15 protein-coding genes and 2 pseudogenes are annotated in these 10,783 nt (G+C 37.3%); 3 read left to right on the plus strand and 14 right to left on the minus strand.

The annotated features are described in order from the left end of the window. The 6 genes and pseudogenes from tnpA to BUB85_RS19660 all read right to left on the minus strand — a co-directional run. Positions 1–332, minus strand: a 332-nt coding sequence (gene tnpA, locus BUB85_RS19635; protein WP_073113209.1) for an IS200/IS605 family transposase, incomplete at its 3' end; no start/stop codon positions are given. Between the two features lie 284 nt (positions 333–616). Continuing rightward, positions 617–874 (minus strand): annotated as a pseudogene (locus tag BUB85_RS19640) (type II toxin-antitoxin system RelB/DinJ family antitoxin); the annotation flags it as partial. A gap of 33 nt (positions 875–907) precedes the next feature. Further along, positions 908–1,231 (minus strand): TfoX/Sxy family protein, encoded by a 324-nt coding sequence (locus BUB85_RS19645; protein ID WP_073113197.1) that lies wholly within the window; start codon positions 1,229–1,231, stop codon positions 908–910. 5 nt (positions 1,232–1,236) lie between these two features. After that, the gene (locus tag BUB85_RS21290) at positions 1,237–1,380 is read right to left on the minus strand and encodes a VOC family protein (protein ID WP_330392404.1); all 144 of its coding nucleotides are present in this window, start codon (positions 1,378–1,380) and stop codon (positions 1,237–1,239) included. Further along, positions 1,356–2,135 carry an N-acetyltransferase gene (locus BUB85_RS19655; protein WP_073113198.1) on the minus strand — a complete coding sequence of 260 codons (780 nt, stop codon included), beginning with the start codon at positions 2,133–2,135 and terminating at the stop codon, positions 1,356–1,358. The genes BUB85_RS21290 and BUB85_RS19655 overlap by 25 nt, the downstream gene beginning before the upstream one ends. Then, positions 2,135–3,040, minus strand: coding sequence for a helix-turn-helix transcriptional regulator (locus BUB85_RS19660; protein ID WP_073113199.1), 906 nt, complete (start codon positions 3,038–3,040; stop codon positions 2,135–2,137). Before BUB85_RS19660 ends, BUB85_RS19655 begins: the two co-directional genes overlap by 1 nt. Before the next feature lie 219 nt (positions 3,041–3,259). Between BUB85_RS19660 and BUB85_RS19665 the strand changes: the two are divergent. Next, positions 3,260–3,397, plus strand: a pseudogene (locus BUB85_RS19665) (winged helix-turn-helix transcriptional regulator); the annotation flags it as partial. On the opposite strand, the gene BUB85_RS21835 reads toward BUB85_RS19665, so the two are convergent. The 8 genes from BUB85_RS21835 to BUB85_RS19700 form a co-directional block, all read right to left on the minus strand. Continuing rightward, complete coding sequence (locus tag BUB85_RS21835) at positions 3,394–3,642, minus strand: hypothetical protein (RefSeq protein ID WP_073113200.1); 249 nt, start codon at positions 3,640–3,642, stop codon at positions 3,394–3,396. The pseudogene BUB85_RS19665 and the gene BUB85_RS21835 overlap by 4 nt on opposite strands. Before the next feature lie 43 nt (positions 3,643–3,685). Beyond that, the gene (locus BUB85_RS19675) at positions 3,686–4,081 is read right to left on the minus strand and encodes a pyridoxamine 5'-phosphate oxidase family protein (protein ID WP_073113201.1); all 396 of its coding nucleotides are present in this window, start codon (positions 4,079–4,081) and stop codon (positions 3,686–3,688) included. A 206-nt stretch (positions 4,082–4,287) separates the two neighbouring features. Continuing rightward, positions 4,288–4,725: an Rrf2 family transcriptional regulator gene (locus tag BUB85_RS19680; protein WP_073113202.1), complete on the minus strand. Its 438-nt coding sequence runs from the start codon at positions 4,723–4,725 to the stop codon at positions 4,288–4,290. A gap of 109 nt (positions 4,726–4,834) precedes the next feature. Next, the gene (locus BUB85_RS19685; protein WP_073113203.1) at positions 4,835–5,641 is read right to left on the minus strand and encodes an alpha/beta fold hydrolase; all 807 of its coding nucleotides are present in this window, start codon (positions 5,639–5,641) and stop codon (positions 4,835–4,837) included. A 16-nt stretch (positions 5,642–5,657) separates the two neighbouring features. Next, positions 5,658–5,822 (minus strand): N-acetyltransferase, encoded by a 165-nt coding sequence (locus tag BUB85_RS22700; protein WP_330392406.1) that lies wholly within the window; start codon positions 5,820–5,822, stop codon positions 5,658–5,660. Further along, entirely contained in the window at positions 5,782–5,919 is a 138-nt protein-coding gene (locus tag BUB85_RS22705) for a hypothetical protein (RefSeq protein WP_330392405.1), read from the minus strand. The genes BUB85_RS22700 and BUB85_RS22705 overlap by 41 nt, the downstream gene beginning before the upstream one ends. Positions 5,920–7,000: 1,081 nt before the next feature. After that, the gene (locus BUB85_RS19695) at positions 7,001–8,188 is read right to left on the minus strand and encodes a tyrosine-type recombinase/integrase (protein ID WP_073113205.1); all 1,188 of its coding nucleotides are present in this window, start codon (positions 8,186–8,188) and stop codon (positions 7,001–7,003) included. A gap of 70 nt (positions 8,189–8,258) precedes the next feature. After that, positions 8,259–8,456 (minus strand): excisionase, encoded by a 198-nt coding sequence (locus tag BUB85_RS19700; RefSeq protein WP_073113206.1) that lies wholly within the window; start codon positions 8,454–8,456, stop codon positions 8,259–8,261. A gap of 176 nt (positions 8,457–8,632) precedes the next feature. On the opposite strand from BUB85_RS19700, the gene BUB85_RS19705 reads away from it, so the two are divergent. Further along, positions 8,633–9,430 carry a hypothetical protein gene (locus tag BUB85_RS19705; RefSeq protein WP_073113207.1) on the plus strand — a complete coding sequence of 266 codons (798 nt, stop codon included), beginning with the start codon at positions 8,633–8,635 and terminating at the stop codon, positions 9,428–9,430. A gap of 1,072 nt (positions 9,431–10,502) precedes the next feature. After that, a complete protein-coding gene (locus BUB85_RS19710) occupies positions 10,503–10,727 on the plus strand; it encodes a hypothetical protein (RefSeq protein ID WP_073113208.1) in 225 nt (74 codons plus the stop codon). Positions 10,728–10,783 lie beyond the last annotated feature (56 nt).

Genomic DNA, 10,783 nt, shown 5'->3' on the forward strand with positions numbered 1-10,783 from the left:
CCCCACAAACTTGATTTCAGTTCCGGGTGATCAAGAAAAAGTCTTCTTGCCAAATTCCCTTTCATGATCTTGATCATATCTGAAATCAAAAACTGTGGTCTACAATCTAGCAAAAGATGGATATAATCCGGCATGACCTCCATTGCCAATATCCGAAATGCATACTGCTCTGCAATAAGCTGAAGCAAGTCTTTACACTCCTGTGCTATTCCATCTTTAAGAATTTGTTTACGATATTTTGTACACCAGACAATATGGTATTGTAAGGAGTAGACATACCCACGACCATACGTAAGTTTTGAAATATTGTTTAAATCAAATGTTTTTTTCATATACATATAATACCATATGTAAGCATATAAATCAAGGTGTTTTCGAATGTACGTTCTGTTTCGTGCTGTATAAAATAGTTTGAAATCAATTCGTGAAAGATCGCGAATGAACAGCAATTCGAAGGCAGATAAAGTAAAATGAATAAAATCCTCAAGTGCCGAAAGGCACCTAATTATTTTATGCTGACTAACTCACAACTAAAGTAACGAAAATGCGTCAGCATTGTTTTCAAAAACACTTCTTAAGTCCTGTCTTGCTTGTGATGAATAAACAATCCTCCAACTCATACACCGAAGTCACTTTTCATTTCTTCCTCAATACTGTCTGCGGAATATACTCTGCCATCTTTTATATCCGATATTCCCTTATTAATCTCAGTATCAAACTGTTCTTTGGTAAGTGAGCCGAAAGCTGTAGGTACATTGGCAGGCAATTTCATGTCAAATGGAATACCTCGCTGCAATACTACTTGTCTTAAGAACATTCCGACCGCATTGGACATTGGTATACCAAGCTGAGCCAGAATTTCTTCTGCCTGCTCAAAAAATCAGGAAGTCGAATTACAGAGATAAAGTTAAAATCCTCTTTTCTTTTGTTTCGGTTCTGGCAATTCCTCATACATTACCTCAAATAACTGCTCCATAAACTGTCTGTCATCTATATCCTCAACCAAAATCATATCCTTTGCCCCTTCGTAGGGCGGCTCAAACGGTGCCTCTGGGAGCATATGTTTCGCACTGTCCACGGGCTTTACAAGAAAACGGTCATCACATACATAAGCCGCAATTTTTCCTCGATAATAAATGATGTATTCTCCCATCATCATTCGATATGTAATATCAGATAGTCCGGATAACTGATCCAATACAAAGTTTAAATATTCCTTCTTCGTTGCCATTTCGCCTATTCCTCCTTGAAAGAACCAATCTCAATCAGATTCCCCTCCGGGTCAGCAATGTAGCAGGTGCGTTGTCCCCAAGGCTCCGTTGTCGGCTGCATCACTGGCTGTGCACCCAGTTTCACTACGGATTCAAAGGTTCTGTCCACAGCATCATAATTTGCTCGATTATTCCAATAAATTTTTTCTCACTTGGTATTTCATTGGTCACATAATTACCATTATAAAACAGTGCGAAATTTGTCCATGCAAACGGCACATTCTGTGCCTTTTCTCTGCTGTCGATTTTAATGGTTGTAAGCGCTATACTATTTTCTGCCGCATATTGTTCCAACAGTGGCACATATTTAGCGGTGAAAGGACATCCATTTGTATAATAAATAGAAAAGCCTTTTAAATCATTTTTGGCCGCTTTTGCACATTCTTTCCACACAGGAATCGGTGCCTGCGGCGTAAAAGGTAAATACAGCAATTCATAAAATGGTGCGGCTGTATCTGCCAATTGAAATCCCCTATGTGTAAGATACTGTGGATCGGATAAAAATGACTTCTTTTTAGCCGAAGAAATCACTGTAATTCCTGTTTTTCCTTTTTGTCTGGCATCTTCAATGCACCGGTCCAGCAAATCATTTGCATATCCATGCCCTTTACAGGAACCGGACACCCAGAAACAATTGATGTGCATATAATTGTCTGCCTGTATGGGAACCCATGCATGCTCGGCAGGAATATATTCGATGAAACATTTTCCCCTGATGTCTGCCTTTAGGAATATAAGCCCTTCCCGCATCCTCTCCTTGAGCCATTCTTTTTTCGCAATCACCTGCGGGTCTTTGTTACTTGATATGGCGCAGCATATATGCTCCTTTTCTATATTTTCGCTCGTTAGCTGTATATATTCCATCACGAATACCTCGCTTTCATTTTCTCTATTATCTGCTGTATTTCATTTCTGATCTCCACAGGCTCCAAAAGTTCGGCCTGCTCCTGAAAGGTCAAGATCCATGTGATGAGATTTTCTTTGTCTGTATAATCTGCCTGAAAAAGTAAAGTCCCATTTTTCTGCTCTTCAAAGCAATGTGGACCAAACTCTTCCACTAAGCGCCATTTACAGCGTGGATCAAACAATACCTTTACACGAATCCCTCCTGGAAAAATTCGTTCCGTAGACAAATCAGGCAATGGTACGGATTCTTTTGTGAAAACAGTTTCAGACAGCATCAGATCATCTATTCGATTCAGCTTGAACAGACGGAACTCTTCTCTTGCATGGCACCATCCCCACACATACCAGCTTGACCAGCGAAATATGAGATAATAAGGCTTGATACGCCTCTCACTTTCTCCATGTGGAGCATAGTATCTGAATCTCACCTCTTTGCAGTGATCAATTGCATTTCTGAGTAATTCGATTTTAGGGGCAAGGGATTCTTTGTACCAGGAAGACAGATCAATTAGAATCGACTGATTTCCCGTCATAAAGTCAGATGTACCCGCTGCCAGCTTTTCCATTAACTGTCCATATCGATTCGTACCATTAATACTGTCAAGACTCCTGAGTCCCGCAAGTATATCCTCCATCTCTGTGTTGGTCAGAAGGGTATGCTCCAGTTTATAGTTGTCCATGATGGAAATGCCGCCATTTACTCCCTGTTTTGTGGCAATGGGGATTCCTGCTTTACATAAATTCTCGATATCACGATTGATGGTTCGTCTGGAAACCTCGAACTGTTCTGCTAAGTAGGGTGCTGTAACGATGTCCTTTTGTAGTAATATGGACAAAATTCCTATCAATCTGTCTATTTTCATATCTTTTCCTTTCGGCTAAAATAAATATATCACACAAAACACGACACCTGTATGTCGTGTTTATTATAATCTTTTTATGGATCGCTTTCAACATTGAAATCTTAGAGATCAGAACCGAAGTCTTGCCAATATACCAAATCCGAAACGGGCAGGTAGCAAAAATGCATACCTGCCCGTTTCCTTCCCTTTCCGCAAAGGTTATTTATTCCTGAATAATATGAATCTGATGGTCTTGTCCACCGAGAGGAATACTCGCAGATCCCTCCAAAAGTGGGGTACAGCTTAACCGAAAAAGGGAAATCTCTTATTCCAATATTAGATAGTATGTGTGAATGGAGAGATAATCATAGAAACTAAATTTGCTTCAGGACACGTCCAATGTCCTCGTTGATACAAATTGACTTTGCTTCAATTTCTTTCGGTGCGTACGCTTCCCCCATATTGATACAGGCATGGTTCGGGACATAGCATCCTGTCATTCCACTGTTGGCAGCATTGACAATTGCCCCGCACTCTATAGCAGTAATATCTCCCTGCCATAAGCAAATTCCTTCCTGCAGAGGTTCTAAATCTTCAATTTTTGTTATTCCTTTTGCTTTCACTCTGATTCATATTTCCCTCCGAAGACTATACGTTTCAATGTTGCTAAAATTCATAAGGAGCATTGCCCGAAAAATCCGCAATTACACCATAAGGATTTTCCAGATAGAACACCTCAAAAATCGGGTTGTCTGCTGTCCGGTACTGTCCCTTTACAATTGGATTATTCATGCAGCCTTCTTTTACAGCCATATTATTTTCAAATACAACTTTTCCTGCAAGACGAATCCATGCGTATTCTGGAGAGGAAACAGAAACTTCTACTTCTGGATTTTCTAACATATCTTTGTATACATCTTTTGTGTTGTTCGTGCAGAACCAAAGCTTACCATCCTGCTCAAAACAGAACATGAATGGACGGCACTTTGCCTTTCCGTCACGACCAACTGTTGCTAAATACTGAACCGGGTTTGCCTGTAAAAACTCTACTACTTTATTCATTTTAATATCCTCCAATTTTAATTTTTCTCCTGCTCTCTACAAGTTGGCCAGACCTGTAACGCTGTCAGTTTCTAGTGGTAACCACTCCCGTTGTAATTTCACATGTTACAACTATGTTATATCACTTGTTTGTTGTAATGTCAATGGTTACATCGTGTTTTCTCAAAAAATTTACCCGCACCTTTTTTAGGGTACGGGTAACATCATTATTCCTCTTGAATATATTTTTTTGTTTCCTCTACAATCTCTTGTATGGTTATACTTCTCATTTCGTTCTCCATTGCTGTTTGGATCTGGTTCAGTTTATCATCTAAGACATTGTGTATATTTCGTCCTACTGGACATTCTTTATTTGGATTTTCGTGGAAATGAAAGAGTGATCCATTTTCTATACTGTCTACTGCCTTGTATATGTCGAGCATCGTTATCTCTGATAATGGTTTTGCTATTTCTGCACCGCCGCTTCCTCTGATAACATTGACAATTCCAGCAGCTTTTAATTGCTGAAGCAGCCGTCTGATTACGACAGGATTCACATTTATGCTTCCAGCAAGAAAATCGCTGGTCACTTTATAATCATCCTTGAATGTATCAATACACGTTAAAATATGAATAGCTATTGTAAATCTACTTGATATTTGCACAAATGTACCTCCAAATTCTATATCTATTTTCTAAAGATCATACATCTGAGCGGGTGTAATGTCAATTATTACAACAAGTGCTTTCATTTCCACCACCTAACAGCCTGACCTATGCATGTAAAAACTTTAAGACCTGGAAATTGAAATCTTTTGCCTCTTCGTATGTACTATGTCCATATCCCTTATATATTTTTAGCCGACTCCCATTTATCAGCTCTACCATTTCTTCGGATGCATTTTCACCAACAACTTTGTCCTCATCCCCTCCTACAATGAGCACCGGACACTGTATTGTGTGAATTAACGCAGAACTATCATGGGTCATACAGGCAGTCGCTTGAATAATAAAATTATTTAAGCTTTTAGGTTTCATATATGCAGACAGAACATGGTTAAAGGGGCGCTGCATTTTTGCACGCTTTGGAGTGTATATTTTTTCGGCCATATCCACAAAAATATCCTTAAAATCATTTTGATCAGCAAGAGAAATCCAATTGGAAAGCACTCGTGATGAAATTTTATTTGGCCTGCATAACGTTACAGCAAGAACGAGTTTTTCTACCAACTCCGGATAATCTATTGCCAGATACTGCGCAATCATTCCTCCCTGAGATACGCCAAAAACACTGGCCTTTTGTATCCCGAGCTTCTTTATCACCGTTGCGAGATCTGCAGCCATATCCCTTGTAGTGTAGCCATTCTCAATCTGATTTTTTCTGCTGAATACATATACTTTATAGTCTTTTGCAAATATTCTATACATAAAAGAATAAGAAAATGCCGTACCTTTCACGCTCTTTAAGGCGTCACCCAATCCGGGAATCATAATAAGACTTTTTTCACCATATCCAAATTCTATGTAATCCATATCTGTTCTGCCGATTTTTATATTGCAATTTTTCGCATTGTAAAACATAGTCAAACTCCTTTGATCAAGTGAGATCACAAACCATCAAATACTCTGTTTCATCGGCACCATCTCCGATTATCTCGAACCCCACATTTTTATACATGCAAACAGCGTAATTTTCCTTATTCACCCCAAGCGACGCCCTCTTATAGCCCTTTTCTTTTAACAATTGAAGCATCTTTTTCATCAAAGCTGTACCAAACCGGAATAAAGATGGCCTCATAAAGGAAATCATCCAGCAACGAGACTTCTTCTTTACGCATTTCTCTGATAATATAGCTCATATCCAGTCCTCCCAAAGTCAACGCGGACATTCGCAATCCGCTCTGCTACTTGCTCATGAACATCCTGCAGTATTTCTACTGCCACTATTGCCAGCTAAATGGTACCTGATCATCTTGACATATTTCTATAAATATCAGTCAAGTTTTTTGATTTGATGGTTTTAATAAAAGTCGTTATTTCATGCGCAACACTCATATTTCCGATTTTGTGTATATTATTTGTAAACACCGGAAAACCAAATGCATTTCGATTTGTTTGGGTCGCCTTTTACAGTTCGGTATTATTTTGCTTAATACACAAATCCAAATCAGCTAAAATAATAATGTGTTGTCTAAATGGTGTTTTTGTCATTGGACTTACACTTATTTTTTTAATGGGAGGGACAGAAATTATTCCTGGTGTGTGCTGGAACACTGTTTCTCCGTTTCTTCCTAATCCATGGTACTAATAAAATTGGGGTTTTTCAAAGTACCTTCCATATTTATAAAAGCCCCTTAATTTCCGGTGCATGGAGCCTTTTTGCATTAGAAAGTGTAAAATTGCCTACCGAAAATTTCAGTTTTTCAGCCCTACAGGCTGGAATTTATTTACTTAACAATCCTTTTTCCGCAACCCTATCCGTTTTCATCCTGTTGTTATCCCGCATTTTATCCGGTGCCATACCATACGCTTTTTAGCCAAATCAAAAAGAGGTACCGCATAAATTATTACAATCATCAAGCAGCCGTTTCAGCGCTATGCTATCGTTACATAGAGGGTGAAAATTTTATATCTAAACCTATTATAATCTAGGGTAGCCTTTTTGAAAAGAGTCAAAAAAGCATATTTACAAGGATTGTGAAATCATGCCCTAAATTCGTCTGGACAATGAAATTGACTGTTTTGAATAACCGAGGATTACCGCTTTATTATCTTAAAAATAATATAAAAATCTATGAACTTTATTAAATCCTAATAAATGCTCACAAACCCATATATCATGCGGGTTGTGAGCGTTTCTGGCATTTGCACTACTTCACGTTTTCTATTAAAGTTGCTTAAATAGTGCACTTAAGAAGTAGTAAATTATGTAGTAGAAAGCTAGGCTATTATCCGTAGCATTTCAACTTGAGCTGTTTTACTACTACCATGTGAGTAATAGTTAAGCGTCATATTCACATTTTTATGTCCCATGACATACTGCAAGTTATTAGGGGTCATGCCTTTGTTAGCCATGTTGGTGCAGAAAGTATGCCGTAAGATATGAGGTGTGATATTGGGTAAAGCATCTTCACCATAATACTTACAATACTTTTTAACAAGGTTTTTAAATGTAGATGTATATAAAGTATTGTACATTGGATTCCCTTGTTTATTCAAGAAGATAAAATCACTGTAGCCGTCAATTATAATCGGTTGTGCCTGATTGCGGTTTTCTATGGCTTGTTGGAATGCTTTGCATACTGTTTCACTCATTGGTATTTGTCGAAAACCACTTTCACTTTTGGGTGGTTCAATATAATAACCATCCTTGTCCTTTAAAAGTTGGTGGTCGATGTTAATAAAGCGATTTTCAAAATCAATATCGGATACAGTCAATCCACACAATTCAGAAATACGTAGTCCAGTATTTAGAAGTATGATGATAGCATTGTAATGATACTTATAGATACTATCAATTTCGGCAAAGGAAAGTAGTTTTTCCTGCTGTTCTTCTGTTAAGGCTTCTTTTCGTTTGGTGTCGTCTGCGATTACATCTTTCAAGTTGAAATTGAACGGATTCTTTCTAACATAGTCATCATTGATGGCAATATGAAAGGAAGCTGTAAGCGAACGCTTGAAATTACTTATGCTAGAATATGCAAACCCCTTTTCTTTCATACGGATAGCCCATTCTTTAGCGTCAGATGGTTTAATACTATCAATCGCTCGATTACCTAGTTTATCATCTTGTAGGGCATCCATAAGGGCTTTTCTGCCGTTTACAGTGCTTTTCCTAACGTTTGCACGACTTCTATTCTGTTTTGCATAAAGCTCGCATAAAGTCATTTTCTTACCAAGCGTATCTATACCATCGGCAAGGTCACGTTGAATTTCCTTTATCTGTTCTCGAAGTGAGATACAATTTCGCTTACCTTTTGGAACTTTGTCAGTTGCAACAAGTTTCCATGAGTAAATGAACTTAGGCTCTCCATTTGCATCAATATATTTATAGGCATATCGCCCATCTTTTCTTTGTGATTCCCCACTATGAAGTAATCGTTTTCGATTATCAATTCTTTTTTTCATCTGTAATATGCTCCTTTCATTATGTAAAGAACCTTGATATGCAATGAAACACATCAAGGCTCAATAATTGCTATATAGTGTCTATTTCATCTAAGACACGCTCAAACATCTCACGTTTGATTAATAGACGTTTGCCGTTATAGAATAACCAGCTTGCGCCAGCGTTTTCGCTTACGATGCGGCGAAGCTTATTCTGTCCGATTCCGAAGTATTTGCTACATTCGGAAATTGAGAGCAAATATTTCTCGTGGATAGGTACGTTCTTCATCTTTTTCACGCTCCTTTATGTAATTGTTATTTGGTTCGTCGACTACCATGACACCATGATACTCTATTTAAAGCGACATCAAATGCGACAAATAGTGACGAAACAACGTGTTTATGATATAATCAAAACGACATTTACACTTTGAAACGTCAAACACAACAAAGGAGTTTGAAAATATGACAGAAATAAAGGATTTCATTAGTGACGAGTACCCTTTGACAATCACAGATATTTTAGAGCGTGCAAAAGAAGAATATGGAATTGTAACGGATTTTTATGACCCAGCTAATATCCGACATATCCAACGATATATGAGCGAGAATAACAAACCTTATGTTTTGGTCAAAGGTAAAGGAAAAACACGTTATTATCGCTGGTGTGATGTTGATGCTTATTTCAATGATTGCAAGGTAGAACGCTATTATAGGAAAGTTGCGGGAAAAGACTTAACCTATAAAACCAATAAGGAAATTCAATTTGAACAGGAACAAGAATTTGAAGCTTTTAGAGAAGAACGTCGCAAACTCTTAAAAAAAGCAGGACTTACAGAAGATGACGGCAACTTTCTTGATGTTGATAGATTCGGGTTGAAAGAATATGTAACAGCTGATGAATTAGTAATTCTTAAAAAGAAAGGAATGCATTTAAGGGCAGATTTATCTGATGAAGATAAAGAAACACTCACGTTATATGAAACCTTTTTACGTCAAAGCGAAAGCGAAGAACGAGAAATTGAACGTCTTTTTCAACAAACCAAATTAGAGATTATGGTAACAGCGTTATTCAATGAGCGTTTCTCTTTGAACGAAGAACGGCTGATGAAAGATATTAAGAATTATGTACGTGGTGGAGAATACAGTGCTATGCAATCAATTGATAAAAAACCAGTTGGTAGCCAAACAATGGAAGTGCGAAGAAGTTATTTGCGTCTGAAAAAGAAAAAAGGGTATGTTCAGAGAAACCAAAAACAGTAACAGCAGTTATTGAAATACATATTCCTACTGATACCATTACTATCCCTCGGCAGGCTTTCGTGCCTGCTTGTTTTTTTATTGCTGTATGCAGTACATTCGCTAGAATGGTAGCTTTTCGCTACGCTCAAAGCAGATAGTCAAATGATAATCACTGTACATAGAAAAAGTGGTAAACTGCTATTTCTTTTATTGGCTCACGTTTCAAAATACCGTTTCTCCTTATAAATCAAGGGAAAGAATACATCGTGGCTCATCTGGCTCATTTGATATTTTTTGAATTGAGCGAGAAAATTCCTTGGTGCACAAGGGGTTTAAGTGGATTGGCTCACTTGGCTCACTAATTTATGACTTATTAAGAAAAGATATAATACGTAAAACGATGTTCTTTGGTATTTGTTTTATAAGTAAAAGAACCTGAAAAACCTGAGCCACCTGAGCCATTTTCCCTGTACCCATTGATAGTCAACAAAAAATATGACCCAAACCTATTTTATGGGTTGAGCAAATATTTTTTGATTCTGCTTGTACCCCTTGATAGACAAGAAAAAACTGACTCGTATGAAATGAGCCAGATATGAACAATTGTCTTGTATTGTACGTATGATTTTTCGTATTAGATGAAAAAATCGAAAAAGGTACTTGTACGGTAAGAGAAGATATGATAAAATTATTTTCATAAATTAAATATTCACATCCAAAGGTTTGTTGGAAGGTATCGTGCTATAGCGTATAAATCCTCCTGAAAGTTGATGAGACTTAAAACCGACGCTGGTTATAATCGTATGTAAAGCGGTGAATCTTAATGGACAAAAGTCCATAGGTTCAACGCTTTTTTTGCGTTTTCCTATGACTAGAAAGGAGACAAAAATGAATCATTTAAAGCAAACAGGCTTTCTAATTATCAAAGAAGAATGTGTACATTTGACGTTTCGATGAACAAATATCGTTTTACTTATAGTGTAAATAAGCAAATTATTCAATATTTGTCGCATTTGATGTCGTTTGAAATATTTTATAATGGTGTCATGGTAGTCGACGAACCAAATAATAATTACATAAAGGAGAACAAATCATGGAACAAACATATAATTCATTGATTGAAACAACAACAGCAGATTATCTTGATGGTATTGATATGGATTTAATACCATCGCCTACAACAATCGAAGCAGAATTACTTGATATTGTTAATCGAGAAATTCGTATTTACAACATGGGTCCAGAAGACCCAAACGTACCAGCGAATGCGTCTTTAAAAGATAGTAACTGTTCAGAACCCCCTTGGGGAACTAATTAATTTTTGTACAAAACAGAGAATTTTTAAAACCTGTTTTGCGATATTATTTCGGTAAT

The organism is Hespellia stercorisuis DSM 15480 (assembly GCF_900142165.1).
Lineage (GTDB): Bacteria > Bacillota > Clostridia > Lachnospirales > Lachnospiraceae > Hespellia > Hespellia stercorisuis.

Bases quoted from the DNA above. Each gene is read 5' to 3' on its own strand.
- BUB85_RS19705 (WP_073113207.1), top strand. From the start codon at position 8,633: ATGACAGAAATAAAGGATTTCATTAGTGACGAGTACCCTTTGACAATC.
- BUB85_RS19645 (WP_073113197.1), bottom strand. From the start codon at position 1,231: ATGGCAACGAAGAAGGAATATTTAAACTTTGTATTGGATCAGTTATCC.
- BUB85_RS19685 (WP_073113203.1), bottom strand. From the start codon at position 5,641: ATGTTTTACAATGCGAAAAATTGCAATATAAAAATCGGCAGAACAGAT.
- BUB85_RS22705 (WP_330392405.1), bottom strand. From the start codon at position 5,919: ATGAGCTATATTATCAGAGAAATGCGTAAAGAAGAAGTCTCGTTGCTG.
- BUB85_RS19710 (WP_073113208.1), top strand. From the start codon at position 10,503: ATGGAACAAACATATAATTCATTGATTGAAACAACAACAGCAGATTAT.
- BUB85_RS19695 (WP_073113205.1), bottom strand. From the start codon at position 8,188: ATGAAAAAAAGAATTGATAATCGAAAACGATTACTTCATAGTGGGGAA.
- BUB85_RS19675 (WP_073113201.1), bottom strand. From the start codon at position 4,081: ATGAATAAAGTAGTAGAGTTTTTACAGGCAAACCCGGTTCAGTATTTA.
- BUB85_RS22700 (WP_330392406.1), bottom strand. From the start codon at position 5,822: ATGAAAAAGATGCTTCAATTGTTAAAAGAAAAGGGCTATAAGAGGGCG.
- BUB85_RS19700 (WP_073113206.1), bottom strand. From the start codon at position 8,456: ATGAAGAACGTACCTATCCACGAGAAATATTTGCTCTCAATTTCCGAA.
- BUB85_RS19655 (WP_073113198.1), bottom strand. From the start codon at position 2,135: ATGGAATATATACAGCTAACGAGCGAAAATATAGAAAAGGAGCATATA.
- BUB85_RS19660 (WP_073113199.1), bottom strand. From the start codon at position 3,040: ATGAAAATAGACAGATTGATAGGAATTTTGTCCATATTACTACAAAAG.